Raw genomic sequence first — 25,357 nt, 5'->3', positions numbered from 1 at the left:
AGGAGCGGGTTCACCCGCGAATAGGCCGGTACAGGCAACAGATGATCAGGCAGCGACGCGGTACTGCTCCAGCGAAGCGGCCAGCGTAGCTACTTCGCGGCACTTCTGCACAGCCACTTCCACGGTGCATTGAGCCAGCGAGCAGGCCGGCGCCAGCCACAGCCGTTCACCCAGACGTTCATGGGCATCGTGCAGCAGGTTAATCGTACTTCCCAGGTCGCAAGGCGCGGCGTCGCGGCCATCAACCAGGCCCAGCGACAGTACCTTGTAGGCCGGCAGGCGGTCGAGGATGGCCTGGTACTGCTCAGGCGCCTGTACCAGATCGATATGCAGGCCATCGACCGGCAGGTTGGCGGCCAGGCCGAGGTTGCCATCGAGACCACCGGAGTAGGTGGCGATCAGCTTCTTCAGCGGCGCACGCTGAAGGATGTTGTAGACGCGTTCGTAGGCGTTTTTCCAATCCTGCGGCAACGCCTGGGCAAGGATCGGTTCGTCGATTTGCACCCACTCAACGCCCAAGGCGGCCAAGCGGTTAAGAACCTGGTCATACAGGGGCAACAGGCGGTCGAGCAGTTCCAGCTTGTCGAAGTCGACGTTCCGGGCCTGTCCCTGCCACAGGTAGGTCAATGGGCCGACCACCACCGGCTTGACGGGATGGCCCAGCGCTTTGGCTTGCTCGACTTCTTCGAACAGGGGTTCCCAGTTGAGGACAAACGGCTGGTCATCGGTGCTCAGGGCGTAGTCATGCTGGGCGAAGTCGCCGACTGGCAGCAGTTCGACTCCGGCGTCCTTCTGCACTTGCCAGTGGCGGGCCCGCAGTTCGCGGTCCCCGCCAATGTGTGGAAAGCCCAGGTTATGTGCCAGTGCCATGTCTTGTCCCTTCAGCATGTTCAAATTGATGAAGCAATTTTCCGGCGGATGGGAGTATTGAGACAAACTCATAAAATTTGAGATGAACCCAAGAAATTCTCATGTTCATGGTTTTGCATGGGCTGACCCATGTCATTCAGAGCACCACCCTGCGCATCCGGACATGACCTCGCCCGCCTACTGCCGCACAATGCCACCCTGACTACACCAGGTGCCCGGCCTCATGAGCCTGCTGAAAACTGCGCTGCGTGAACAGAACTTTGTCTGTGTCATGGAGTTTGTCCCCAAAGCCTCCGCAGAACGCTTCGCTGCCATGCAGGCGATCATGGACCGTGCGCACCTGTGCGGCTGGCCAATGACCGTGGCCATCGGCGACCGCGTTGGCAGCCCGTTGGACATGTCGCCGCTGGACGCCCTTGCCTCGTTCAGCAGCCCGGTACCCGCCCTGCCCCACTTCTCCGGCAAGGACCGAGAACGCCACCACCTGCTTGCCCAATTGCAACGCATGGACGCCGCCGGCCTCGACCAGCTGTTGCTGCTGACCGGTGACCGCTTGCCCGGGCATGAACCTGGCCAGCGTCCGGTGCGCTACCTGGAGTCGGTGGCCGCGCTGCAGATTGCCCGGCAGGCCTGCCCGCACTGGTTGCTGGGCGCGGCGCTGAACCCGTTCAAGTACCACGAGGAAGAAGGCGGCGCGCAGTACTTCAAGGCCGAGAAAAAGCTGGCAGCGGGGGCCGACTTCCTTACCCTGCAACTGGGTTTCGATGCCGCCAAGCACCAGGAAGCCATGCACTGGATGCGCCGCCAGGCCACGCCAAAACCAATGCTGGCCTGCCTGATGAGCCTTACCCACGGCCGTGCAGCAATGCTCGACCACGTGGCCGGCGTGACCGTCACACCGTCCATGCGTGACATGCTCGAAGCAGAAACGGCGCAGTCCAAGGCCTTTGCCCAGGCACGCAGCGTTGACCGCCTGGCCTTGCAGATCGTGGGTACCAAACTGATGGGCTACGCCGGCGTGCACCTGTCGGGGGTTCACGAGCTTAAGCAGTTGCTTGCCCTGGAAGCGCGGTTGGAGCACTGGCAAGCGCAGGTTCATACGCTGGAACAATGGGCGCCTGCCTGGCAGGCCAGCTGGCAGATGCCCGGTCTGCCGGCAGTGACGTTCCATCCGCCCCATGCGGGCTGGCGCCAGGGCGAGTCACGGGTCGATGCCTCGTTCAAGGAAAAAGCCCGCTATCACCTGATGCATGGCATGCATTCGCTGCTGTTCAGCCGCCGCAACAGCCTGAGCAAGGCGTTTGGCTGGGCGGTGCGCCAACCCCTGTGGGCGACCCCCGTTGGTGCACACGTGCTGCACAGCCTGGAACGCACTGTGAAGCGCCCGCTGGTGGGTTGCGATACCTGCGGCCGCTGCCGCCTGGAAGAGACCTTGTATATCTGCCCGGAAACCTGCCCCAAGGGCCTGGCCAACGGCCCCTGCGGCGGTACTGCGCTGAACCGCTGCGAGTTCGGCGACCGCGAGTGCATCCACAGCATCAAGTACCGCACCGCCAAGGCCGTGGGGCAAACTGCCGTGCTGACCGAACGGCTGATTCCGTGCATCGAGGTGGAAACGCGCCACCGCAGCTCATGGCCGCAGTGGTTCGCCCCGCAAGCCCCACACCGGCTCAGTCCGCAGCCAGCGCCTCGAACCCAGCCCGAATCGTAGCCTCGGGCAGGTCATCGGCAATAAACACCATCACGCTTTCGCGTGTTTCACCTGCGGCCCACTCGGCGTCCCAGTCAAAGCCATACAGCTTGAGCACGCCCTGGAACACCAGTTTGCGCTCCTCGCCGGCAATGTTCAGTACGCCCTTGTAGCGCAGCAATTGCTTGCCGTGGGTTTCCAGCAGCTCGTTCATGAAGCCACTGAGGCGGTCGATATCCAGCGCGGTTTCCGTGCGCAGCACCATCGTGCCGATGCGGTCTGGTGTGGCGGGTTTGAGTACCGGGCGCAGCGAGGGTTTCAAGTGTGCGCCCAGGTCGGGGTTGAGGTTGAAACCGCGCACATCCAGTAGCGCTGCCAGGTCGATGCGACCGTGCTCAACGATACGGATCGCCGCCCGGCCATTGATGCGGGCCAGGCGTTCGCGCAAGGCTTCGACCGCAGCCGGCTCGACCAGGTCGGTCTTGCTCAGCAGCAGGCGATCGGCAAAGCCGACCTGGGCCTGGGCGATGGTCTGGGTCAGGTGCAAGTCGGCATGCATGGCATCGACCAGGGTGATGATGCCGTCGAGGAGATAGCGCTCGCGCAGTTCCTCGTCGATGAAGAAGGTTTGCGCCACCGGCGCCGGGTCGGCCAGGCCGGTACATTCGATCACCAGGCGGTCGAAGGCGATTTCGCCGGCGTCCAGGCGTTCGAGCAACAGGTACAAGGCGCGGGTCAGGTCGCCGTGGATGCTGCAGCATACGCAGCCATTGGCCAGGGTCATCACCTGCACCGGCTGGTCGCCCAGCAGCTGGCTGTCGATGCCGGCTTCGCTGAATTCGTTTTCGATCACAGCCAGCTTCAGGCCGTGCTCGGCCTTGAGCATGTGCTTGAGCAAGGTGGTCTTGCCGGCGCCGAGGAAGCCGGTGAGGATGGTGACGGGAATGGGCGTCTGCACGCAGAACTTCTCCTGTGCGGAAAAAACACTGGCCTCATCGCCGGCAAGCCAGCTCCCACAGGTACTGCACAAGCCTTGCGGCCTGTGCATTTCCTTAGAAAGCTGCTCCACAGGTACTGCACAAACCTTGTGGCCTATGGAGTACCTGTGGGAGCTGGCTTGCCGACGATGAGGCCGGGACAGGTTAACGCTTGTGGCTCAACAGCACTTGGGCCCGGACTTACCGCCGTAACGTGCTTCCTGACGTTCGCGGAAGAACTGCTCGTACGTCATGACCGGCTTGTCCGGGTGTGTCTTCTGCATGTGCTCGACATAGTTGTCGTAGTCGGGCATGCCGACCATCAGGCGGGCTGCCTGCCCCAGGTATTTACCCAGTCGACCCAGGTCGTTGAACATGGCTGCAGTCCTCTCAAGCGTCAGGCAGGGCCTGGAACGGGGTTTCCTTGTCGCTGCGCTCCTTGCGGCCGAGGGCGGCGTAGCCGACCTTGAGGGCAAAGAACAGCACGCTGAACACCACCAGCAGGAACAGGATGGTCAGGCCGGCGTTGGTGTAGGCGTTGAAGATCACGTGCTGCATCTGCCCGATGTCCTTGGCCGGGGCCAATACCTGACCGGCGTCCAGTGCGGTGCTGTACTTCTTGGCCAGGGCCAGGAAACCAACCGCCGGGTTCGGGTCGAACAGCTTGATCAGGCCTGCCGCGGTGGTGCAGATCAGCAGCCAGGTAGCCGGCAGCAGGGTGACCCAGATGTAGCGCTCGCGCTTCATCTTGATCAGCACCACGGTGCCGAGCATCAGGGCAATACCGGCCAGCATCTGATTGGAGATACCGAACAGCGGCCACAGGGTGTTGATGCCACCCAGCGGGTCGATCACACCCTGGTACAGCAGGTAACCCCACAGCGCCACGCAACCGCCGGTGGCGAGCAGGTTGGCCCCCCACGACTCGGTGCGTTTCAGGGCTGGCACGAAGCTGCCCAGCAAGTCCTGCAGCATGAAGCGGCCGGCACGGGTACCAGCGTCTACTGCGGTAAGAATGAACAGCGCCTCGAACAGGATCGCGAAGTGGTACCAGAAGGCCATGGTGTTTTCACCCGGCAGTACATGGTGCAGGATCTGCGCGATACCGACTGCCAGGGTCGGTGCCCCCCCGGCGCGGGCCAGGATGGTGTGCTCGCCGATGTCGCGGGCGACCGCCTCCAGTTGCTCCGGTGTGATCAGGAAGCCCCAGCTGCTGACCGTCTGCGCCACCGATGCAACGTCGGCGCCAACCACGGCAGCCGGGCTGTTCATGGCGAAGTACACGCCTGGCTCGATCACCGACGCAGCCACCATGGCCATGATGGCGACGAACGACTCCATCAGCATGCCGCCGTAGCCGATGTAGCGGGCGTTGGTTTCGTTATCCAGCAGCTTGGGCGTGGTGCCCGAGGAAATCAGCGCGTGGAAGCCGGACACCGCACCACAGGCAATGGTGATGAACAGGAACGGGAACAGGGTGCCCTTCCACACCGGGCCGGTGCCGTCGGTGAACTGGGTCAGCGCTGGCATCTTCAGCTCGGGCATGGTGATCAGGATGCCGATGGCCAAGGCGATGATGGTGCCGATCTTGAGGAAGGTCGACAGGTAGTCGCGCGGCGCCAGTACCAGCCACACCGGCAACACAGCCGCGACAAAGCCATAGCCCACCAGCATCCAGGTGATCTGTACCCCGGTGAAGGTAAACGCCGGGCCCCATACCGGATCAGCCGCAATCTGGCCCCCCAGCCAGATCGAACCCAGCAACAGCACCACGCCGATGACCGAGATTTCACCGATGTGGCCCGGGCGGATGTAGCGCATGTAGACGCCCATGAACATCGCGATCGGGATGGTCGCCATCACCGTGAACATGCCCCATGGGCTTTCAGCCAGGGCCTTCACCACAATCAGCGCCAGCACGGCGAGGATGATGATCATGATCAGGAAGCAGCCGAACAAGGCGATGGTGCCCGGAATGCGGCCCATCTCCTCGCGCACCATGTCGCCCAGCGAGCGGCCATTGCGGCGGGTAGACAGGAACAGGACCATGAAGTCCTGCACCGCACCGGCCAGCACCACGCCGGCGATCAGCCACAGCGTGCCGGGCAGGTAGCCCATTTGCGCGGCGAGTACCGGACCCACCAGTGGGCCTGCACCGGCGATGGCGGCGAAGTGGTGACCGAATAGAATGTGTTTGTTGGTCGGAACGTAGTCCAGGCCGTCGTTGTTGAGCACCGCCGGTGTGGCACGGCGCGGGTCGAGTTGCATCACCTTGGTGGCGATGAACAGGCTGTAGTAGCGATAGGCAACCAGGTAGATGGCCACTGACGCGACCACGATCCACAAGGCGTTGATTGCCTCGCCGCGACGCAGGGCTACCACACCCAGCGCGCAGGCCCCTATGACGGCCAGCGCAAGCCACGGAATGTGGCGTAGCAGGCTATTATTGTTGTTCATGGTTAGCTTCCAGCTGGTGGATTGGAAAGACCGCCCACCGAGTCTAGGGCCAGTCATCGCGCATTGCCACACTTGCTTTGGTCTAGAGCCTCTGCGGCCAGATTGCGGTACCTGATGCACATACTTCTAACTATAGTCAGGATGTCACCCGGAGACTCCGCCCATGAGCAATCACGACGAACGCCGCCGTTTCCAGCGTATCAAGTTCGATGCCCCGACCCGCTTGTGCCAGGGCGAACGTTGCTGGGAGGTGAAATTGCTCGACCTGTCCCTCAAAGGCCTGCTGGTCGAATGCCCGCAACCCTGGAATGCCGACCTGACCCAGGATTTCGAGGCCTACATCCTGCTCAACGACGAAGTGACCGAGGTGCAGATGCAGGTTGAACTGCGCCACGAAGAACCTCATCGGCTGGGCTTCATCTGCCTGTATATCGACATCGACTCGATGAGCCATTTGCACCGTCTTGTGGAATTGAACGTGGCCGACAGCACCGAAATGATGCGCGAGCTGCGCGAACTCATCGAAGAATAGAATCTGTTAGTCGGCTAACAGCCTTCCCATCTTCTGTTTCTTGTCTACCCAGACAGCTTTAAGCCTGGGTAGCAGCCCTTTGTACACACCCCTCTAGTACAGCTTCTGATGAGTTGGTACGCCTTCTGCATTGGGTTTTCGCGCACCCTGCAGCCGAACCTGTGCGCGATCCGATCAAAATATTGTATACAATTCTTGTGGCAATCATTTGTAGGAAGTGTCTACAGTAGCGACACAACAATAAACAGAGAGCCTGCTCCATGACTACGTCCCCTAGCACGTCTCCCGCCAAACGCCCCGAGGATGAAAACCTCGGGCTTGGTGCCAACCTGGCCTATGGTCTGCAGCATGTGCTGACCATGTATGGTGGGATCGTGGCGGTACCCCTGATCCTGGGGCAGGCCGCTGGCCTGAACGGTGCCGAGATCGGCATGCTGATTGCTGCCTCGCTGTTTGCCGGTGGCCTGGCCACCTTGCTGCAAACCCTTGGCTTGCCGTTCTTCGGCTGCCAATTGCCGCTGGTGCAGGGCGTGTCGTTCGCCGGTGTGGCGACCATGGGCGCAATCCTCAGCAGTGAGGGCGGCGGTGGCTTGCCGGGCGTGCTTGGCGCGGTCATGGCAGCATCGCTGATCGGTTTCCTGATCACCCCGGTGTTCTCGCGCATCACCAAGTTCTTCCCGCCGCTGGTGACCGGCATCGTCATCACCACCATTGGCCTGACCCTGATGCCGGTCGCCGCGCGCTGGGTGATGGGCGGCAACAGCGCTTCGCCCGAGTTCGGCAGCGTGGCCAACATCGGCCTGGCCGGGTTGACCTTCGCCATCGTGCTGCTGCTGAGCAAGCTGGGCAGCGCGACCATCTCGCGCCTGTCGATCCTGCTGGCCATGGTGGTCGGCACGCTGATCGCCTGGGCACTGGGCATGACCGACTTCAGCAAGGTCAGCGAAGGCCCGATGTTCGCCTTCCCCACGCCGTTCCACTTCGGCATGCCGGAATTCCACATCGCCGCGATCCTGTCGATGTGCATCGTGATCATGGTAACCCTGGTGGAAACCTCGGCCGACATCCTCGCCGTGGGTGAAATCATCGAGACCAAGGTCGACTCCAAGCGCCTGGGCAACGGCCTGCGCGCCGACATGGCATCGAGCATCCTGGCGCCGATCTTTGGTTCGTTCACCCAGAGCGCATTCGCCCAGAACGTCGGCCTGGTGGCCGTGACCGGGGTCAAGAGCCGCTACGTGGTGGCCACCGGCGGCGTTATCCTGGTGGTACTCGGCCTGCTGCCGGTAATGGGCCGGGTGATTGCCGCCGTGCCTACCCCGGTGCTCGGCGGCGCCGGTATCGTGCTGTTCGGCACCGTGGCTGCCAGTGGTATCCGAACCCTGTCCAAGGTCAGCTACAAGAACAACGTCAACCTGATCATCGTCGCCGCCTCGCTGGGCTTCGGCATGATCCCGATTGCCGCGCCGACCTTCTACCACAACTTCCCGAACTGGTTCGAGACCATCTTCCACTCGGGTATCAGCTCGGCGGCGATCATGGCCATCCTGCTGAACCTGATCTTCAACCACTTCACCACCGGCAACTCGGAAAACCAGTCGGTGTTCGCCGCAGCCTACGAGCGCACCATCCAGTACTCGGACATTTCCGCGCTGCGTGACGGTGACTACTTCAAGGATGGCAAGCTGTTCGATGCCGAGGGTAACGAAGTGCCGATGCTGGAACTGGACGAGCATGGCAATGAAACGGTCAGGCGCACGCCGGTGGCCGAGCATTGACCGCTGACTGAGCGGTGAGGTGGAGGGGCCTGTGGGAGCGGGCTTGCCCTAATGCCGGTCAGTTAAGCAATTTGGGGCCGCGTTGCGGCCCATCGCCGGCAAGCCAGGCTCCCACAATATGGCGCATGGCTTGAATCCGATGCGGTCGGTGTGGGAGCTGGCTTGCCGGCGATGGGCTGCACAGCAGCCCCGGCAGTCTTAACTGACTGGCATTAGGGCTTGCCCCGCGAACACCGGCGTAGCCGGTGCCAAAGGACAGTGTCGCCCTATTCGCGGGACAAGCCCGCTCCCACATTCCCGCGAATAGGCCGGTACAGGCTATACATCACTCAAACAACGCATCCAGAGCTTGCTCCAACCGGGTCACGGCAATCACCTGCAACCCCGCCGGCGACTCTTTCGGCGCATTGCCCTTGGGCACGATCGCCCGCTTGAACCCATGCTTGGCCGCTTCCTTCAACCGCTCCTGCCCGCTTGGCACCGGCCGCACCTCGCCCGACAGGCCAATCTCGCCAAACACCAGCAGGCCATGAGCCAAGGGCCGGTTGCGCAAGCTGGACATAACCGCCGCCAGCAGCGCCAGGTCGGAAGCGGTTTCCAGCACCTTGACCCCGCCAACCACGTTGAGGAACACGTCCTGGTCATGGGTCGGGATACCCCCGTGGCGGTGCAGCACCGCCAGCAGCATGGCCAGGCGGTTCTGGTCCAGGCCCAGGGTGACCCGGCGCGGGTTGGCCAGGTGGCTGTCGTCGACCAGTGCCTGGACTTCGACCAGCATCGGTCGGGTACCTTCCCAGGTGGCCATTACCACACTACCGGGCACTTCCTCCTGGGTACGGTTGAGGAAGATCGCCGACGGGTTGGACACTTCTTTCAGGCCGCGGTCGGTCATGCCGAACACGCCCAGTTCGTTGACCGCGCCAAAGCGGTTCTTCACCGCCCGCAACAAACGCAGGCGGCCATCGGACTCGCCCTCGAAATACAGCACGGTATCAACCATGTGTTCCAGCACCCGTGGGCCGGCCAGCGAACCTTCCTTGGTCACGTGGCCGACCAGGAAGATCGCTGTACCGCTCTGCTTGGCGTAGCGCACCAGCAACGCCGTGCTTTCGCGTACCTGGGCCACGCCGCCGGGGGCCGACTGCAGTTGCTCGGTGAAAATGGTCTGGATCGAGTCGATCACCATCACCCGCGGTTTCTCGACGCGCGCCGTGGCAATGATGGTCTCGATGCAGGTTTCGGTCATCACCTTGAGCTGGTCCTGGGGCAGGCCCAGGCGCCGCGAACGCATGGCCACCTGCTGCTGCGATTCCTCACCGGTGACATACAGCGCCGGCATGCCCACGGCGATGTTGCACAAGGTCTGCAGCAGGATGGTCGACTTGCCGATGCCGGGGTCGCCGCCGATCAGCACCACCGAACCATCCACAAGGCCGCCACCCAACACGCGGTCCAGCTCGGTGCTGCTGGTGGTGAAGCGCGGGATTTCCTCGACGCTGACTTCGGCCAGGGTCTTGATCTGCGCCTGCTGCCCGGTCCAGCCGGCACGGCCACTGCTGGGCGCCGCGGCGCCGCCGCTTTCGATCATGGTTTCGACCAGGGTGTTCCAGGCCCCGCATTCGCCGCACTGTCCGGCCCATTTGGGGAAGGTCGCGCCGCACTCGGTGCAGCCATACAAGCGCTTGGCTTTGGCCATGGGAGGGGTCTCCTGGAAAAAACCGCCATGATAGCCGAGCAAGACGTGTCTCGAACGCTTCCGCGTGCGACAAAACTATTCGTTCTAACTGCAGTCTGTAGCCCTGTACACAACGCATGAAGCGTTCTAGTGGCTTACACTGCGTTAACCTTACCTTTTGTTACAAGGATCTAAACATGGGCATGCTCAATGAGTTCAAGGCCTTCGCGGTCAAAGGCAATGTCGTCGACATGGCGGTTGGTATCATCATCGGCGCGGCCTTCGGCAAGATCGTCTCGTCCTTCGTCGGCGACGTGATCATGCCGCCACTGGGCCTGCTGATCGGTGGCGTGGACTTCAGTGACCTGGCCATTACCCTGAAGGCTGCCGAGGGTGACGTGCCTGCGGTAGTGCTGGCGTACGGCAAGTTTATCCAGACGGTGATCGACTTCGTGATCGTGGCGTTTGCCATTTTCATGGGCGTGAAGGCGATCAACCGCCTGAAGCGTGAAGAGGCCGTGGCGCCTTCTGCGCCGCCAGTGCCTTCGGCTGAAGAGACCTTGCTGACCGAGATTCGCGATTTGCTCAAGACGCAGAACCAGAATCGGTTGCCTTAAGGCTGCAAGCTGCAAGCTGCAAGAAAAAGCAGGTAGGTGAACTGGGGCTGCCTTTTCTTGAAGCTTGCAGCTTAAGGCTTGCAGCTCGCCTTACCAGTAGTTTTCCACAGCCACCTGCCCCGGCCGCTTGCTCAGGCTCAATTGCAAATCGCGCGCTTTCAGTACCTTGCGCGTCTCGTCGATCATTTCCGGGTTGCCACACAACATCACCCGCGAATGCTCCGGCGACAGCTCCAGCCCCGCCGCCTTCTCCAGCTCGCCATTCTCGATCAACGTGGTAATGCGCTGGTTCAACGCCCCCGGGTGCTGCTCGCGGGTCACCACCGGAATGAACTGCAGCTTGCCGGCAAACTCGGCCAGGTAGTCACGCTGCTCCAGCCCGGCGATTGCATCCACATAGGCCAGCTCCTTCGCTTCGCGCACTGAATACACCAGCTTGATGCTGTCGAACCGCTCCCAGGCCTCGAAGTCCTGCAGGATCGACATAAATGGCGCAATGCCGGTGCCAGTAGCCAGCAGCCACAGGTCGCGACCACCCACAAAGCGGTCCAGGGTCAGGAAGCCGAAGGCCTGGCGGTCGATCAGCAGGGTGTCACCCGCCCCTAGCCGGCTCAGTTCACTGGTGAATTCACCGCCCGGCACCACGATGGAGAAGAAGTCGAGGTGCTCGTCATGCGGCGCGCTGACCATAGAATAGGCGCGCCACACCACGCTGCCATCGGCCTTGGTCACACCCAGGCGGGCGAACTGGCCGGAACGGAAGCGGAACCCCGCATCGCGCGTAACCCGCAGGCTGAAGAGGTTCGGCGTCAGTGGCTGAACATCGAGCAGGGTCTGGCGAGTGAATTTTTCGGCGCTAGCGGTCATATCGGGCTCCAAGGTTTGCATGCGCACAGTGTCGCCTAAAGTGGCCGGGATAAAAACCACCGCTTTGTAGGGCCTCATCTACGGCGATCATGCCGAAGTTGCAGAAAAACCTGATCGCTATAACAAAAAAATCCCAACAGGATGGTAGGTCTTTTCCTACAATCATCCGGGTACTCAAACGGATTGGATTCTGCGTCCCCGAGGAGCGTTACAGATGCAGCACTGGAAACCCGAACATCTCCAAGCCTTCGTCAGTGAACGCAGCCCAAGGAAGCTGTTCGACATCGCGGTGCACCTGGCACAAGACTTGGGCATGGATTACCTCGGGTTAAAGATCCGCATTCAAATCGCTACACAAACGCCGAAGCTGTACCTGTACAGCAATTACCCAAACGGATGGATCGAGCGGTGCCAGCGCGAGGATTTCTACAAGCAAGACGCTGCTGCCAACGTAAGCCATAGCTCGACCATGCCTGTATTGTGGACGGACGACCTGTACCGCGAGGTGCCGCAATTTCGCGAAGAGGCTTGTTGGTACGGTCTACGCCATGGCTGGACCCAGTCAGTGCACGACCTGCAGCATAACGAAAGTCAAATCAGCGTATCCCGGCGCGTCGGCGACATCGACAGCGGCGAACTTTACGGAAATGCCGGCAACGTGCAATGGTTGTGTCACACCCTGCACGCGGTGCTGGGCGAGCACCACCTGAATGCGCTGTGCCCGCCACCCCCGAAAATGAGCGAGCGGGAACTGGAAGTGCTGAGGTGGTCGGCCGCTGGCAAAACAGCCAACGACGTGGCCTGCATCCTGTCACTGTCGCAAAGCACGGTAAACTTTCATATCCGCAGCGTCATCACCAAGACCAACGCTGCCAACAAGGCCGGCGCCATCGCCATCGCAGCTCTGCGCGGCTGGATCTGACCTTCAAGCCTGCGACCTCGGCCAAAGCCCTGTAGAATCGCCCGGCAAAGCCCGGGGCGAACCGCAACGGGCAGTTTCATACCCGAGCCAGACGCCATGCCCCTGTTGACCACCCCCTACGCCGAACTCGACCTGATCCGCCAACCGGAGCAGGCCAACGACCCGTTGCAGGCTTTCGATGCCGCCGACGAGTACCTGCTTGCGCAGTTGCACGAACAGGCACCTGACGCCAGCTGCCGGGTACTGGTGCTCAATGACAGCTTCGGCGCCCTGGCTGCCAGCCTGGCCGGCCAGCTGCAGGTGGTCAGCAGCGGCGACTCACACCTGGCGCACCTGGCCCTGGAAAAGAACCTGGTGCGCAATGGCCTGCCGTTCGACAGCGTGCCATTCGTGCCGGCCAGCGAACACTGGCAAGGCCCGTTCGACCGGGTGTTGGTGCGCGTGCCCAAGACCCTGGCCTTGCTCGAAGAGCAGCTAATCCGCCTACAGGGCCAGTTGGCGCCCGGTGCACAGGTGATCGCCGGGGCAATGATCAAGCACCTGCCACGGGCCGCTGGCGAGCTGATGGAGAAATACATCGGCCCGGTGCAGGCTTCGCTGGCACAGAAAAAGGCCCGCTTGCTGACTGCGACGGTAGCCGAGCGGCCCGTCGCCCGCTCGCCTTATCCCAGCCGCTATCGCCTCGATGTGCCCGCGCTGGAACTGGTCAACCACGCCAACGTGTTCTGCCGCGAGGGCCTGGACATCGGCACCCGGGCGCTCCTTCCGCACCTGCCCCGCGACCTCGGCCGTGGGCGGGTGGCGGACCTGGGTTGCGGCAACGGCGTGCTGGCGATAGCCAGCGCCCTGGCCAACCCGGATGCCGAGTACACCTTGGTTGACGAGTCGTACATGGCGGTGCAATCGGCACGGGAAAACTGGCAGGCTGCGCTGGGCGAGCGAGCGGCGACCTTCGCGGCAGCCGACGGCCTGGCCGGAGTAGAAAAGCAGTCGCTGGATGTGGTGCTGTGCAACCCGCCGTTCCACCAGCAGCAAGTGGTGGGCGATTTTCTCGCCTGGCGCATGTTCCAGCAGGCGCGCGAAGCGCTGGTGGTGGGTGGGGCGCTGTATATCGTGGGGAACCGCCACCTGGGCTACCACAGCAAGCTGGCGCGGTTGTTCCGTGGGGTTGAGCAGGTGGCGGCTACGCCCAAGTTCGTTATCCTCAAAGCCCGCAAGTAAGCCTGTACCGGCCCTATCGCCGGCAAGCCAGCTCCCACAGGTACTGCACAGGGCTTGAGGCTGATGCTCTCCCTGTGGGAGCTGGCTTGCCGGCGCTGGGCCAGAGCAGGCTTACCTTAATGGGTGGTCAGGCCAGCAGCCCCCATGAACAAACGCATGACCCACGCCGCCACCCCCAGCGCTGCAACACTCATTGCCCAGATCAGCACCAGCCAACCCAGCCGCTGCCACAGCGGTTTCTTTTCTTCAAGGCTCTGCTTGCCCGTCATCATTCGGCCTCCTAGTGATAGCCCTGGTCGTGAGTCACCTTGCCGCGGAACACGTAGTAGCTCCAGAACGTGTAGCCAAGGATGAAGGGCAGGATGAACAAGGTACCCACGAGCATGAAGCCTTGGCTTTGGGGTGGCGCCGCAGCCTCCCAGATCGAAATCGACGGCGGAATGATATTGGGCCACAAGCTGATGCCAAGACCGCTGTAACCCAGGAAAATCAGCACCAACGTCAGCAGGAACGGTGTGTAGTGAGCGTTGCGCGCCACCGCCTTGAACAGCCCGTAGAACGTCACCAGCACCAGCAACGGCACCGGCATGAACCAGATCAGGTTAGGCATGCTGAACCAGCGGTCGGCGATTTGTGGATAAGCCACGGGTGTCCACAAGCTGACGATACCGATCACAGCGAGCAACACCAAGGCCAGCGGCCGCCCGAGCTTGTGCATCTGTTCCTGCAGCGGGCCCTCGGTCTTCATGATCAACCAGGTGCAGCCCAGCAGCGCATACGCCACGATCAGCCCCAGGCCGCTGAAAATGCTGAACGGCGTCAACCAGTCCAGCGAACCGCCGGCGTAGTGCCGGTCGACGACCTTGAAGCCTTCGATGAACGCCCCCAATGCCACACCTTGAAAGAACGTGGCCACCAGCGAACCCCAGATGAACGCCTTGTCCCAAAGGTGGCGACGGTGGGCGCTGGCCTTGAAGCGGAACTCGAAGGCCACCCCGCGGAAGATCAAGCCAATCAGCATCAGGATCAGCGGCAGGTACAGCGCTTCGAGTACCACCGCGTAGGCCATCGGGAACGCGCCAAACAGGCCGGCGCCACCCAGCACCAGCCAGGTTTCGTTACCGTCCCATACGGGTGCCACCGTGTTCATCATCACGTCCCGGTCACGCTCGCCCTTGACGAAGGGGAAGAGCATGCCGATACCGAGGTCAAAGCCATCCATCACCACATACATCATGACGCCGAAAATGATGATCACGGCCCAGATCAACGGAAGGTCGATACCCATGGCTCAGTTCCCCTTGCTCAGGTCTGCAGTTGAGGCTTCGCTGCCGTCCTCGGCAGCGGACAGCGGCCGCGCAGGTGTGCGCTTCTGGCCTGGCCCGCCAGGGCGTGTTTCGTCGCCTTCGCCGGTGTGTGGGCCTTTGCGCACCAGGCGCATCATGTAGGCGAAACCGGTGCCGAACAGGGCGAAGTACACCACCACGAACGCCACCAAGGTAAAGCCCAGCTGGGCATAACTGTGGTTGGACACGCCATCGGCTGTGCGCATAACGCCGTAGACCACCCAAGGCTGTCGCCCGATTTCGGTGGTGAACCAGCCGGCCAGGATCGCAATCAGCCCAGACGGCCCCATCCACATCACAAAGTGCAGGAACGGACGCGAGCTGTAGAGCTTGCCGCCTTTGCGTAACAACAGGCTCCACAGCCCCGCAGCGATCATCAGCAAGCCAAGCGCAACCATCACCCGGAACGACCAGAAGATGATCGTCGAATTGGGCCGGTCCTCGGCGGGAAACTCCTTCATCGCCGGCACTTGCTGGTCCAGGCTGTGGGTCAGGATGAGGCTGCCCAGCGCTGGGATCTCGACTTTGAATCGCGTGGTTTCGGCTTGCATGTCGGGGATGCCGAACAGGATCAGCGGGGTCGGTTCGCCTGGGGTGTTTTCCCAATGCCCTTCGATGGCGGCAATCTTCACCGGCTGGTGCTTGAGGGTATTGAGGCCATGGAAGTCACCGATCACTGCCTGGATCGGCGCCACGATCAAAGCCATCCACATGGCCATCGACAACATCTTGCGCACCGACGGGTTGTCACGCCCGCGCAGCAGGTGCCAGGCCGCCGAGGCACCGACGAAAAACGCCGTGGCAACAAAGGCGGCGGTGGCCATGTGCATGAGTCGGAACGGGAATGACGGGTTGAAGATAATCGCCAGCCAATCAACCGGGATTACCCGGCCATCGACAATGGCATGCCCCTGTGGGGTGTGCATCCAGCTGTTGGAAGCCAGAATCCAGAATGTCGACACCAGCGTGCCGAGCGCCACCATGCAGGTGGAGAAAAAGTGCAGCCCGCGGCCAACACGGTTCCAGCCGAACAGCATCACACCGAGGAAGCCGGCTTCAAGGAAGAACGCCGTCAGCACCTCATAGGTCAGCAGCGGCCCGGTCACCGAACCTGCGAATTCGGAAAAACGGCTCCAGTTGGTGCCAAACTGATACGCCATCACCAGCCCGGAAACCACGCCCATGCCGAAGTTGACAGCGAAGATCTTCGACCAGAAGTGGTAAAGGTCGCGGTACACCTGCTTGTCGGTCTTCAGCCAAAGGCCTTCAAGCACTGCGAGGTAGCTCGCCAGGCCAATGGTGATGGCCGGGAACAGGATATGAAAAGACACGGTAAACGCGAACTGGATTCGGGCGAGATCTAGGGCCTCTAAACCGAACATAGTGCTTCCTCTTCAGATAATCCGGCGTTCGGGCTCGTGGCCCTGTCGCCCACTGCCCCCACATAGTCGAGTACGGCGAGTTGGAATTGTTCTGTTCGATTTGCAGGGATTAGGGCCGATGGCCCGATCACGACCGGATCGTTTCATTTGCAATGATTGACCCAGATCAATGACTGCCAGAAAGCATAGTCCCGAATGGCCCGGCGAGCCGTGTGGTTGATTGCCGCGTGACCGGTTGCCCCACCCTCTTACATAAACACTGAAAAAGTGCCGATCCGGGCAAACAGTAACCGTTTGTTACAAACAGGTGATACGCTGCGCACCCCGTCTACTGCGCCGAGGCCCCTGGTTTCCGATGTCCGAATCCGCACCGCAGTTGTTGCGTCATCACCGCCCTTTCCTGGCGTTCTGGCTGGCCCGCGTGTTTACCGCCAGCGGCTTCCAGATGCTCACCGTGGCCATTGGCTGGCACCTCTACCAGTTGACCGGCAATGTGCTGGACCTGGGCCTGGTCGGCCTGGTCGAATTCGCCCCACGCGTGCTGTTCATGCTGCATACCGGGCATGTCGCCGACCGCTACGACCGGCGCAAGGTCGCCGCCCTGTGCCAGAGCCTGCAGGGGCTGATTGCCCTGGCGCTGGCCGTGGGCAGCGCCACCGACAACGTTACCCGCGAGCTGATCTTCGCCCTGGCCTTCCTGCTCGGCGCCACCCGCTCGTTCGAAATGCCGGCGACCCAGGCGCTGCTGCCCAACGTGGTACCGCCCGGGCTGTTCCCGCGGGCTGTGGCAGCGTCGGCCTCGGCCACGCAGTCGGCGACCATTGTCGCGCCGGCGGTTGGCGGCTTCCTGTATGCCTTCGGCAGCCTCTGGGTGTACGGCCCAACCGTGGCCCTGTACGCCATCGCCTGCGTACTGACCCTGAGCCTGCAGGCGCGCGGCCAGGTGGTGCAGCGCGGGCGCGCCAGCATCGAGTCGCTGCTGGCGGGCATCCGCTTCATCCGCAGCCGCCCCGACATCCTCGGCGCCATCTCGCTGGACCTGTTCGCCGTGCTGCTGGGCGGCGCCACCGCGCTGCTGCCGGTGTTTGCCAAGGACATCCTGCTGACCGGCCCACTGGGCCTCGGCCTGCTGCGCTCGGCGCCAGCGGTAGGGGCGCTGCTGATGTCGCTGTGGCTGGCGCGCTTCCCGTTCGAGCGTAATGTCGGCCGCACCATGTTCACGGCAGTGGGCATTTTCGGCGTGGCGACCATTGCCTTTGGCCTGTCCACCTCGTTCTGGTTCTCGCTGGCGGTGCTGGTGGTGCTGGGCGCGGCGGACATGATCAGCATGGTCATTCGCAGTTCGTTCGTGCAGCTGGAGACGCCAGATGAAATGCGCGGGCGGGTGAGCGCGGTGAACGGGCTGTTCATTGGTGCCTCGAACCAGCTCGGCGAGTTTGAATCGGGGGTGACGGCGCACTGGTTTGGTACAGTGCCGGCTGTGGTGATGGGTGGGGTGGGCACTTTGCTGGTGACTGGGGTGTGGATAAAACTGTTCCCTACGCTGGCCAAGCGGGATCGGCTGCATAACGGTTGATTGCTGGCCTGTTCTGGCCCTATCGCCGGCAAGCCAGCTCCCACAGGTACTGCACAGGTTTCAGCAACGGTGGTGTACCTGTGGGAGCTGGCTTGCCGGCGATAGGGCCAGAACAGGCTATAAAAATCCCATTCCCAACGGCCATAGGCCCCCGTCCAGCATGCTGGTATGATGCGCGGCTTTTTTCCTCCCCACACAAAACCACGGCAACCGGTACGGTCTGTGCTTTGCTGATGGGGTCGATATATTCATGGCGCCGGGGGCGCCTTGGGGAGCGGGCATGCTGGAAAGGCTGTTTCAACTAAGAGCACATAACACCAACGTGCGCACCGAGATTCTCGCGGGCGTCACGACCTTCCTGGCCATGGCCTACATCCTGTTCGTCAACCCGAGCATCCTCGGCGAGACCGGCATGGACAAGGGCGCGATCTTCGTCGCCACCTGCCTGGCAGCGGCCATCGGCTCTACCACCATGGGCCTGATCGCCAACTACCCGATCGCCCTGGCGCCGGGCATGGGCCTGAACGCGTTCTTCACCTACACCGTGGTGCTGCACATGGGTCACACCTGGCAGGTGGCACTGGGCGCGGTGTTCCTGTCGGCGGTGATGTTCTTCCTGCTGTCGATCTTCCGCATCCGCGAATGGATCGTGAACAGCATCCCGTTGCCGCTGCGCTCGGCGATTGCCGCCGGTATCGGTCTGTTCCTGGCGCTGATCGCCCTGCATAACGCGGGTATCGTCGTCGATAACCCGGCTACCTTGGTAGGCTTGGGCGACCTCAAGCAGCCGGCACCGATCCTCGCCACCCTGGGCTTCTTCCTGATCGTAGGCCTGGAGTCGCTGAAAGTGCGCGGCGCCGTCCTGATCGGCATCCTGGTGGTGACCATCGCCTCGATCGTGATGGGCGTGACGCCATTTGCCGGGATCGTTTCCATGCCGCCGTCGCTTGCACCGACCTTCCTGCAACTGGACATCGCCGGCGCACTGGACGTGGGCCTGGTCAGCGTGATCTTCGCCTTCCTGTTCGTCGACCTGTTCGACAACTCCGGCACCCTGATCGGCGTGGCCAAGCGCGCCGGGCTGATGGGCAAGGACGGCCACATGCCGAAGATGGGCCGTGCGCTGATTGCCGACAGCACCGCCGCCATGGCCGGTTCGCTGCTGGGCACCTCGACCACCACCAGCTACATCGAGTCTGCCGCAGGCGTGAGCGCCGGTGGCCGTACCGGCCTGACCGCCATCGTGGTCGCCGTGCTGTTCCTGCTGGCCCTGTTCTTCGCGCCGCTGGCCGGTAGCGTGCCAGCCTTCGCCACCGCCCCGGCACTGCTGTTCGTCGCGGTGCTCATGGCTTCGGGCCTGGCAGAAATAAACTGGGACGATGTCACCGAAGCCGCACCGGTGGTGGTAACCGCCCTGGCCATGCCGTTGACCTACTCGATCGCCAACGGCATCGCCTTCGGCTTCATCTCCTGGACCGCCGTCAAGCTGATCTCCGGCCGCCACCGCGACCTGAACCCGGCCCTGGTGATCCTTTCCATCCTGTTCGTCATCAAGCTGGGCTGGTTCAACGCATGAGTGCTGCTTTCGACCCCTCCTCCTACGCCACCCAGCTGGATGCCAAGGTGGCCCGGCTGCGCGAGCTGCTGGCGCCGTTCGGCGCGCCGGAGCCGGCTGTTTTCGACTCGCCGCGTGAGCACTACCGCCTGCGCGCCGAGTTCCGTCTGTGGCGCGAGGATGGCCAGCGTCACTACGCCATGTTCGCCCCGGGCGAGAAGCACAAGGCGATCCTGATCGACGACTTCCCGATTGCCAGCCAGCGCATCAACGAACTGATGCCGCGCCTGAAAGCAGCCTGGCAGGCCAGCGAAGCACTGGGCAACCGCCTGTTCCAGGTGGAGTTCCTCACCACCCTGGCGGGCGACGCCATGATCACCCTGTGCTACCACCGCCCGCTGGACGAGGCCTGGGAAGTGGCTGCACGGCAGCTGTCCGAGACATTGGGCGTTAGCGTGATTGGCCGCTCCAAAGGCAAGCGCCTGGTAATCGGCCGCGACTACGCGGTGGAAAAACTCGACGTGGCTGGCCGTGTGTTCAGCTATCGCCAGCCGGAAGGTGCCTTCACCCAGCCTAACGGTGCAGTAAACCAGAAGATGCTGAGCTGGGCGTTCGAGGCAATTGGCGAGCGTGAGGACGACCTGCTGGAGCTGTATTGCGGCAACGGCAACTTCACCCTGCCACTGGCCACCCGCGTGCGCCAGGTGCTGGCCACCGAGATCAGCAAGACGTCGGTCAATGCCGCGTTGAGCAACCTCGACGAGAACGCTGTGGATAACGTGCGGTTGGTGCGCCTGTCGGCAGAAGAGCTGACCCAGGCGCTGAACGAGGTGCGGCCGTTCCGCCGGCTGGAAGGCATCGACCTGAAAAGCTATGACTTCGGTACGGTGTTCGTCGACCCGCCGCGCGCAGGGATGGACCCGGATACCTGCGAGCTGACCCGGCGTTTCGAGCGGATCCTGTACATCTCGTGCAACCCGGAGACGCTGGCGGCAAACATTGCCCAGTTGCAGGACACCCACCGCATCGAGCGGTGTGCGTTGTTTGACCAGTTCCCGTATACCCACCATATGGAAAGTGGTGTGTTGCTGGTTCGGCGTTGACCTGCCAAATCGCCGGGGCTGCTTTGCAGCCCTTTCGCGACACAAGGCCGCTCCTACAGGGGAATGCGATTTCCTGTAGGAGCGGCCTTGTGTCGCGACGGGCCGCAACGCGGCCCCAGAAGACTTGAATCAGAAGTCGAAGAACACCGTCTCCCCTTCCCCCTGAATACGGATATCAAAGCGATACGCCGTCTTCCCGTCCACTTCGCAGCGCTTGGCAATCAGCGTCTCACGGCGTTGCGGCTGCTCGATCAGGTTGAGCACCGGGCACTTGGCGTTGGCCTGGGCCTCGTCATCGAAATACAGGCGTGTGTGCAGGTGAATGTTGATCCCCCGCGCAAACAGGCTGATGTTGATGTGCGGCGCCATCGGCACGCCAGCGGCGTTGTTCACCACACCCGGTTTGACCGTGTGCAGGGTCCACTCACCGGCATCGAACGTGGTCGCAGTGCGGCCAAAGCTGTTGAAGGCGTTTTCCAGGTTGTAGGCATCCTGGTACTCGCCATTGGCGTCGGCTTGCCACACTTCCAGGAACGAGTCGCGCACCAGGTGGCCGTTACCGTCGTACACCTGGCCAAGCAGCAGAATGTGCTCGCCCGGTGCATCCGGTTTGGCCAGGCGGTTCCAGATTTCCTGATCGCGGGTCGGGTTGCCGGCCGCTTCCAGGGCCAGGCCGATGTGCACGTAGGGGCCGGCGGTCTGCGAAGGGGTTTCCGGCAGCAGTTCGATTGGCATGGCGGGGTCCTCAGCAGTTTTCGAAGTGGGTCTTGCGCTGGCCGCGCAGCACGATGTCGAAGCGGTAGGCCAGGCAGTCCATCGGATTGGCGCTGCTCATGTCGAGCTTGGCGATCAACTGCTGCACGGCTTCAGGGTTGGCGATCGACTTGACGATCGGGCACATCGGGATCAGCGGGTCACCTTCGAAGTACAGCTGGGTGATCAGCTTGGTGGCGATCGACGGGCCGCTGATGGCGAAGTGGATGTGCGCCGGGCGCCAGTCGTTCGGGCCATTGCGCCATGGGTACGGGCCCGGCTTGATGGTGCGGAAGCTGTAGTAGCCGTCACGGTCGGTCAGGCAGCGGCCGACGCCACCGAAGTTGGGGTCCAGCGGTGCCAGGTAGCGGTCGTTCTTGTGGCGATAGCGGCCGCCGGCGTTGGCTTGCCACATCTCCACCAGGGTGTTCGGCACAGGCTTGCCGTACTGGTCGACGACGCGGCCGGCAACGATGATGCGCTCGCCGATCGGCAGGCCACCGTTGTTGAAGTTCAGCAGCAGGTCATGGTCATGGGTACCGAAACCCAGGTGGGAAAAGTCGGGGCCGGTGGTTTCGCTGATCGATTGCGGGATGCTGACCAGAGCCTGACGCGGCGAGCGGGCGATGGACGTCTTGTAGTCAGGCGTAAGGGCTTTCGGGTGCCAGTTGCGATCACGGATCACGAAGCGGCTATTGTCCTGTGCGGGCATGCCGGTTTCCTCTCTTGGAATTATGTAAAAGCCTGGGCGTGGCAGGCGGACTTGCAGTTTCCGGCATGTCGTGCGTGACGAATATTGAAATGAAGCCATGCAAACATAACCATATGGTTATGCTTTAACACCTATGTCTGTCGCCATCGATTGACCTGAACTAATATTTGTCTTCTTGTTTCACGCTCTGGAGCGCATTCATGGAATGGCGAAAAGGCCGACGCAGCGACAATGTGGTTGATGCCCGAGGCGCAGGTGGCGGTGGCGGCATGCGATTCGGCGGCGGTAAAGGCTTGGGACTCGGCGCGATTCTGCTGATCGTCGGTATTGGCTGGCTCACCGGGCAGGACCCGTTGCAGATCCTGGGCCAGCTTACTGGCCAGATGGAACAGCAGCAACAGCAAACAGCCCCCCGTGGCGCTGGCGGCAAGGCGCCGCCGGCCAACGACGAACAAGCCGAGTTCGTCGCCTCGATCCTGGGCGATACCGAGGACACCTGGAAGGCTCTGTTTGCCGAAGCCGGCAAACAATACCGTGACCCCAAGCTTGTGTTGTTCAGCGGCCAGGTCAATTCGGCCTGTGGCTTTGCCTCAGCGGCGGTGGGGCCGTTCTACTGCCCGGCCGACCAGCAGGTGTACCTGGACACCTCGTTCTTCCGCGAGATGGAAACCCGCTTCGCCGCAGCCGGTGATTTCGCCCAGGCCTACGTGATCGCCCACGAAATCGGCCACCATGTGCAAACGCTGCTGGGGGTGTCGGCCAAGGTCGATGCCGCTCGCCGCAGCGGCCAGCGCATGGAAGGCGACAACGGCCTGCTGGTGCGCCAGGAACTGCAAGCCGACTGCCTGGCCGGGGTATGGGCCTACCAGGCGCAGAAGCGCCTGAACTGGCTGGAGCCGGGTGATGTCGAGGAAGCGCTGAACGCAGCCAATGCCATTGGCGATGACCGCCTGCAGCAGCAGGGCCGCGGGCGTGTGGTACCGGACTCGTTCACCCATGGCACCTCGGCGCAGCGGGTGCGCTGGTTCAAGACCGGGTTTGCCGAAGGCGAGGTGAACCGCTGCGACACCTTCAGTGCGCGTAACCTCTGATGCCTTGCCCAACAGGCTGACGCGGTCAGTGTAGGAGCGGCCTTGTGTCGCGAAGGGGCCGCTTCGCGGCCCTTGCGCGACACAAGGCCGCTCCTACAAAAATCGCGTAATCGTTATTGCTGAAAAAGCGTTTCAGCTTCCATGATCACTGCCGATAACCCCTGCACGAGTCAGCGGGCATCCAGAACAACAACGCCTGGCGATCGAAGATCAAGAGAGCGAAAACTACTTCTGGAGTGCGTGCATGAACAGCTGGTTCGCCAACATCAGCGTCAACCTCAAACTCGGCCTGGGCTTCGGCCTGGTGCTGATCCTCACCGGCCTGCTGGCCCTGACCGGCTGGACCAGCCTGGGCAGCCTGATCGACCGCAGTAACTGGATGGGTGACATCGGCCAGCTGAACAAGGACCTCACCGACCTGCGCATCGCGCGCCTGCAGTACATGATCGCCAACGGCGACGATGCCGCAGCTGCCAACACCCAGGCCAAGCTGGACGCCTTCAGTAAGCAGCAGGCCTACCTGGCCCGCACGTTCAAGAGCCCTGAGAACATCCAGCTGCTGAGCGAACTGGGCGAAACCATCAGCGCCTACAAGCTGTCATTGAACAAGATGCGCCAGGGCTACGACGCCACCCGCACCGCACGAAGCGCCATGGACAGCTCGGCCAGCCGCGCCGACCAGGCCATGGACGTGCTTAGCCAGGAAGTGATGGCTCGCCCCGAGGCCGACAGTATGCGCCTTGCCCAGTACCAACTGATCAGCAAGGCCCGCCAGCAACTGCTGCAAGTGCGCATCGACGTGCGTGGCTATATTGCCGACAACAGTGCCGCCAATGAACAGGCCGCCCTGCGCCAGCTGGATGCGGCACTGGCCGACATCGATAACCTCAAGCGCCAGCTGCCTGGCGAAAGCACACGCCTGCAGCAGTACGAAAGCGCAGTGCTGGCCTACCGCGACGCCGTGCGCCAGCTCCGCGACGCAGTCGCCAACATCACTACCTCGCGCGCCGAAATGACCGTGCAAGGTGCCGACATCGTCAAGCGCAGCGACGCGCTGTACCAGATCCAGCTGGAGCGCCGTGACATCGAAAGCACCCAGGCCCGCAGCCTGCAAGCCATCGCCACATTGCTGGCGTTGCTGGTAGGTGTGCTGGCAGCGGTCCTGATCACCCGCCAGATCACCCGCCCGTTGCGTGACACCCTCGCAGCAGTAGAAAAGATCGCCAGCGGCGACCTGACTCACGACCTGCGCGTCACCCGCCGCGACGAGCTGGGCGTACTGCAACAAGGCATCGCACGCATGGGCACCACCCTGCGCGACCTGATTAGCGGTATTCGCGATGGCGTCACCCAGATCGCCAGCGCCGCCGAAGAGCTGTCGGCCGTGACCGAGCAGACCAGCGCTGGCGCCAACAGCCAGAAGGTCGAGACCGACCAGGTGGCCACCGCCATGCATGAAATGGCCGCCACCGTTCAGGAAGTGGCGCGTAATGCCGAACAGGCCTCGCACGCCGCCACCGGTGCCGATGACGAAGCCCGCGCCGGTGACCGCGTGGTGGGTGAGGCGATTGGCCAGATCGAGCGCCTGGCCGAAGACATGCACCGCTCCACCGAGGCCATGAACCTGCTGCAACAGGAAAGCCAGAAGATTGGCAGCGTGATGGACGTGATCAAGTCGGTGGCCGAACAGACCAACCTGCTGGCGCTGAACGCGGCGATCGAAGCGGCGCGGGCTGGTGAGGCGGGCCGTGGGTTTGCCGTGGTTGCCGACGAAGTGCGCGGCCTGGCGCAACGCACGCAGAAGTCCACCGAAGAGATCGAAGAGTTGATTGCCAGCCTGCAGCATGGCACCCAGCAAGTGGCCAACGCCATGCAAGGCAGCCGCACCCTGACCGACAGCAGCGTCGAACTGGCGCGCAAGGCCGGGGTATCACTGGAAAATATCACCAGCACGGTGTCGAGCATTCAGTCGATGAACCAGCAGATTGCTGCGGCGGCCGAGCAGCAGAGTGCGGTGGCCGAAGAGATCAGCCGCAGCATCCTGAATGTGCGTGATGTGTCGGAGCAGACGGCGGCGGCCAGTGATGAGACGGCGGCGTCCAGTGTCGAGTTGGCGCGCCTGGGCGGGCAGTTGCAGACCCTGGTCAGCCAGTTCCGCGTTTGACCTGAAGAACCTGGGGCCGCTTTGCGGCCCTATCGCGACGCAAGGCCGCTCCTACAGGAGATCGCGGTC

At 62.6% G+C, this 25,357-nt stretch carries 22 protein-coding genes; 11 read left to right on the top strand and 11 right to left on the bottom strand.

Translation table 11 applies throughout. The features are described 5' to 3' along the window. Window positions 1-45 precede the first annotated feature (45 nt). Complete coding sequence (locus ACI2KG_RS25725) at window positions 46-870, bottom strand: 5-methyltetrahydropteroyltriglutamate--homocysteine methyltransferase (protein WP_404663790.1); 825 nt, start codon at window positions 868-870, stop codon at window positions 46-48. Window positions 871-1,093: 223 nt separating this feature from the next. Here ACI2KG_RS25725 and ACI2KG_RS25720 point away from each other — a divergent pair, with 223 nt between their 5' ends. Continuing rightward, the gene (locus ACI2KG_RS25720) at window positions 1,094-2,581 is read left to right on the top strand and encodes a methylenetetrahydrofolate reductase C-terminal domain-containing protein (protein WP_404663789.1); all 1,488 of its coding nucleotides are present in this window, start codon (window positions 1,094-1,096) and stop codon (window positions 2,579-2,581) included. Here the strand turns inward: ACI2KG_RS25720 and yjiA are convergent. From yjiA to ACI2KG_RS25705, 3 genes are all read right to left on the bottom strand, one after another. Beyond that, entirely contained in the window at window positions 2,541-3,518 is a 978-nt protein-coding gene (gene yjiA, locus ACI2KG_RS25715) for a GTPase (RefSeq protein WP_404663788.1), read from the bottom strand. The genes ACI2KG_RS25720 and yjiA overlap by 41 nt on opposite strands. Before the next feature lie 198 nt (window positions 3,519-3,716). Further along, window positions 3,717-3,914 (bottom strand): YbdD/YjiX family protein, encoded by a 198-nt coding sequence (locus ACI2KG_RS25710; RefSeq protein ID WP_085626863.1) that lies wholly within the window; start codon window positions 3,912-3,914, stop codon window positions 3,717-3,719. A 13-nt stretch (window positions 3,915-3,927) separates the two neighbouring features. Continuing rightward, the gene (locus tag ACI2KG_RS25705; protein WP_404663787.1) at window positions 3,928-5,994 is read right to left on the bottom strand and encodes a carbon starvation CstA family protein; all 2,067 of its coding nucleotides are present in this window, start codon (window positions 5,992-5,994) and stop codon (window positions 3,928-3,930) included. 163 nt (window positions 5,995-6,157) lie between these two features. On the opposite strand from ACI2KG_RS25705, the gene ACI2KG_RS25700 reads away from it, so the two are divergent. Next, entirely contained in the window at window positions 6,158-6,526 is a 369-nt protein-coding gene (locus ACI2KG_RS25700; RefSeq protein WP_404663786.1) for a PilZ domain-containing protein, read from the top strand. A gap of 260 nt (window positions 6,527-6,786) precedes the next feature. Beyond that, window positions 6,787-8,304 (top strand): nucleobase:cation symporter-2 family protein, encoded by a 1,518-nt coding sequence (locus ACI2KG_RS25695; protein WP_404663785.1) that lies wholly within the window; start codon window positions 6,787-6,789, stop codon window positions 8,302-8,304. 325 nt (window positions 8,305-8,629) lie between these two features. On the opposite strand, the gene radA is transcribed toward ACI2KG_RS25695, so the two are convergent. Further along, window positions 8,630-10,000: a DNA repair protein RadA gene (gene radA / locus ACI2KG_RS25690; protein ID WP_019472669.1), complete on the bottom strand. Its 1,371-nt coding sequence runs from the start codon at window positions 9,998-10,000 to the stop codon at window positions 8,630-8,632. Between the two features lie 176 nt (window positions 10,001-10,176). On the opposite strand from radA, the gene mscL reads away from it, so the two are divergent. Beyond that, window positions 10,177-10,596, top strand: a complete 420-nt coding sequence (gene mscL, locus ACI2KG_RS25685; RefSeq protein ID WP_400614235.1) for a large-conductance mechanosensitive channel protein MscL — start codon at window positions 10,177-10,179, stop codon at window positions 10,594-10,596. Between the two features lie 90 nt (window positions 10,597-10,686). Here the strand turns inward: mscL and ACI2KG_RS25680 are convergent, their stop codons facing one another. Further along, on the bottom strand, window positions 10,687-11,463 hold the full coding sequence (locus tag ACI2KG_RS25680; protein WP_404663784.1) for a ferredoxin--NADP reductase: 777 nt from the start codon (window positions 11,461-11,463) through the stop codon (window positions 10,687-10,689). Window positions 11,464-11,677: 214 nt separating this feature from the next. Between ACI2KG_RS25680 and ACI2KG_RS25675 the strand changes: the two genes are divergently transcribed. Both ACI2KG_RS25675 and ACI2KG_RS25670 read left to right on the top strand, forming a co-directional pair. Then, on the top strand, window positions 11,678-12,385 hold the full coding sequence (locus tag ACI2KG_RS25675; protein WP_404663783.1) for an autoinducer binding domain-containing protein: 708 nt from the start codon (window positions 11,678-11,680) through the stop codon (window positions 12,383-12,385). Window positions 12,386-12,481: 96 nt separating this feature from the next. Then, entirely contained in the window at window positions 12,482-13,606 is a 1,125-nt protein-coding gene (locus ACI2KG_RS25670; protein WP_404663782.1) for a methyltransferase, read from the top strand. Window positions 13,607-13,722: 116 nt separating this feature from the next. On the opposite strand, the gene ACI2KG_RS25665 is transcribed toward ACI2KG_RS25670, so the two are convergent. Genes ACI2KG_RS25665 through ACI2KG_RS25655 form a run of 3 tightly spaced genes read right to left on the bottom strand, consistent with a single transcriptional unit; the run spans window position 13,723 to window position 16,334 of the window. Continuing rightward, window positions 13,723-13,878 (bottom strand): DUF2474 domain-containing protein, encoded by a 156-nt coding sequence (locus tag ACI2KG_RS25665; RefSeq protein WP_404663781.1) that lies wholly within the window; start codon window positions 13,876-13,878, stop codon window positions 13,723-13,725. Window positions 13,879-13,886: 8 nt separating this feature from the next. After that, a complete protein-coding gene (cydB, locus tag ACI2KG_RS25660; protein ID WP_400614225.1) occupies window positions 13,887-14,894 on the bottom strand; it encodes a cytochrome d ubiquinol oxidase subunit II in 1,008 nt (335 codons plus the stop codon). A 3-nt stretch (window positions 14,895-14,897) separates the two neighbouring features. After that, window positions 14,898-16,334: a cytochrome ubiquinol oxidase subunit I gene (locus ACI2KG_RS25655; RefSeq protein ID WP_404663780.1), complete on the bottom strand. Its 1,437-nt coding sequence runs from the start codon at window positions 16,332-16,334 to the stop codon at window positions 14,898-14,900. A 355-nt stretch (window positions 16,335-16,689) separates the two neighbouring features. Here ACI2KG_RS25655 and ACI2KG_RS25650 point away from each other — a divergent pair, with 355 nt between their 5' ends. From ACI2KG_RS25650 to trmA, 3 genes are all read left to right on the top strand, one after another. Then, the gene (locus tag ACI2KG_RS25650) at window positions 16,690-17,910 is read left to right on the top strand and encodes an MFS transporter (protein WP_404663779.1); all 1,221 of its coding nucleotides are present in this window, start codon (window positions 16,690-16,692) and stop codon (window positions 17,908-17,910) included. 280 nt (window positions 17,911-18,190) lie between these two features. After that, the gene (locus tag ACI2KG_RS25645) at window positions 18,191-19,486 is read left to right on the top strand and encodes an NCS2 family permease (RefSeq protein ID WP_404663778.1); all 1,296 of its coding nucleotides are present in this window, start codon (window positions 18,191-18,193) and stop codon (window positions 19,484-19,486) included. Beyond that, window positions 19,483-20,568, top strand: a complete 1,086-nt coding sequence (trmA, locus tag ACI2KG_RS25640) for a tRNA (uridine(54)-C5)-methyltransferase TrmA (RefSeq protein ID WP_404663777.1) — start codon at window positions 19,483-19,485, stop codon at window positions 20,566-20,568. The genes ACI2KG_RS25645 and trmA overlap by 4 nt, the downstream gene beginning before the upstream one ends. 129 nt (window positions 20,569-20,697) lie before the next feature. On the opposite strand, the gene pcaG is transcribed toward trmA, so the two are convergent. Next, window positions 20,698-21,303, bottom strand: coding sequence for a protocatechuate 3,4-dioxygenase subunit alpha (pcaG, locus tag ACI2KG_RS25635; RefSeq protein WP_003251601.1), 606 nt, complete (start codon window positions 21,301-21,303; stop codon window positions 20,698-20,700). 10 nt (window positions 21,304-21,313) lie between these two features. Then, on the bottom strand, window positions 21,314-22,033 hold the full coding sequence (pcaH, locus tag ACI2KG_RS25630) for a protocatechuate 3,4-dioxygenase subunit beta (protein ID WP_400614215.1): 720 nt from the start codon (window positions 22,031-22,033) through the stop codon (window positions 21,314-21,316). 200 nt (window positions 22,034-22,233) lie between these two features. Here pcaH and ACI2KG_RS25625 point away from each other — a divergent pair, with 200 nt between their 5' ends. Continuing rightward, window positions 22,234-23,124 (top strand): neutral zinc metallopeptidase, encoded by an 891-nt coding sequence (locus ACI2KG_RS25625; RefSeq protein WP_400614213.1) that lies wholly within the window; start codon window positions 22,234-22,236, stop codon window positions 23,122-23,124. Between the two features lie 244 nt (window positions 23,125-23,368). After that, window positions 23,369-25,288, top strand: a complete 1,920-nt coding sequence (locus ACI2KG_RS25620) for a methyl-accepting chemotaxis protein (protein WP_404663776.1) — start codon at window positions 23,369-23,371, stop codon at window positions 25,286-25,288. Window positions 25,289-25,357: the final 69 nt, after the last annotated feature.

Source organism: Pseudomonas sp. NPDC089407, from assembly GCF_044900445.1.
In the GTDB taxonomy this organism is placed as follows: domain Bacteria; phylum Pseudomonadota; class Gammaproteobacteria; order Pseudomonadales; family Pseudomonadaceae; genus Aquipseudomonas.
The sequence above is the reverse complement of the archived record's forward strand: the minus strand, read 5'-3'. Positions and strand labels throughout refer to the sequence as shown.

Bases quoted from the DNA above. Each gene is read 5' to 3' on its own strand.
- ACI2KG_RS25725 (WP_404663790.1), bottom strand. From the start codon at position 870: ATGGCACTGGCACATAACCTGGGCTTTCCACACATTGGCGGGGACCGC.
- ACI2KG_RS25720 (WP_404663789.1), top strand. From the start codon at position 1,094: ATGAGCCTGCTGAAAACTGCGCTGCGTGAACAGAACTTTGTCTGTGTC.
- ACI2KG_RS25710 (WP_085626863.1), bottom strand. From the start codon at position 3,914: ATGTTCAACGACCTGGGTCGACTGGGTAAATACCTGGGGCAGGCAGCC.
- ACI2KG_RS25705 (WP_404663787.1), bottom strand. From the start codon at position 5,994: ATGAACAACAATAATAGCCTGCTACGCCACATTCCGTGGCTTGCGCTG.
- ACI2KG_RS25700 (WP_404663786.1), top strand. From the start codon at position 6,158: ATGAGCAATCACGACGAACGCCGCCGTTTCCAGCGTATCAAGTTCGAT.
- ACI2KG_RS25695 (WP_404663785.1), top strand. From the start codon at position 6,787: ATGACTACGTCCCCTAGCACGTCTCCCGCCAAACGCCCCGAGGATGAA.
- radA (WP_019472669.1), bottom strand. From the start codon at position 10,000: ATGGCCAAAGCCAAGCGCTTGTATGGCTGCACCGAGTGCGGCGCGACC.
- mscL (WP_400614235.1), top strand. From the start codon at position 10,177: ATGGGCATGCTCAATGAGTTCAAGGCCTTCGCGGTCAAAGGCAATGTC.
- ACI2KG_RS25680 (WP_404663784.1), bottom strand. From the start codon at position 11,463: ATGACCGCTAGCGCCGAAAAATTCACTCGCCAGACCCTGCTCGATGTT.
- ACI2KG_RS25675 (WP_404663783.1), top strand. From the start codon at position 11,678: ATGCAGCACTGGAAACCCGAACATCTCCAAGCCTTCGTCAGTGAACGC.
- ACI2KG_RS25670 (WP_404663782.1), top strand. From the start codon at position 12,482: ATGCCCCTGTTGACCACCCCCTACGCCGAACTCGACCTGATCCGCCAA.
- ACI2KG_RS25665 (WP_404663781.1), bottom strand. From the start codon at position 13,878: ATGATGACGGGCAAGCAGAGCCTTGAAGAAAAGAAACCGCTGTGGCAG.
- cydB (WP_400614225.1), bottom strand. From the start codon at position 14,894: ATGGGTATCGACCTTCCGTTGATCTGGGCCGTGATCATCATTTTCGGC.
- ACI2KG_RS25655 (WP_404663780.1), bottom strand. From the start codon at position 16,334: ATGTTCGGTTTAGAGGCCCTAGATCTCGCCCGAATCCAGTTCGCGTTT.
- ACI2KG_RS25650 (WP_404663779.1), top strand. From the start codon at position 16,690: ATGTCCGAATCCGCACCGCAGTTGTTGCGTCATCACCGCCCTTTCCTG.
- ACI2KG_RS25645 (WP_404663778.1), top strand. From the start codon at position 18,191: ATGCTGGAAAGGCTGTTTCAACTAAGAGCACATAACACCAACGTGCGC.
- trmA (WP_404663777.1), top strand. From the start codon at position 19,483: ATGAGTGCTGCTTTCGACCCCTCCTCCTACGCCACCCAGCTGGATGCC.
- pcaG (WP_003251601.1), bottom strand. From the start codon at position 21,303: ATGCCAATCGAACTGCTGCCGGAAACCCCTTCGCAGACCGCCGGCCCC.
- pcaH (WP_400614215.1), bottom strand. From the start codon at position 22,033: ATGCCCGCACAGGACAATAGCCGCTTCGTGATCCGTGATCGCAACTGG.
- ACI2KG_RS25625 (WP_400614213.1), top strand. From the start codon at position 22,234: ATGGAATGGCGAAAAGGCCGACGCAGCGACAATGTGGTTGATGCCCGA.
- ACI2KG_RS25620 (WP_404663776.1), top strand. From the start codon at position 23,369: ATGAACAGCTGGTTCGCCAACATCAGCGTCAACCTCAAACTCGGCCTG.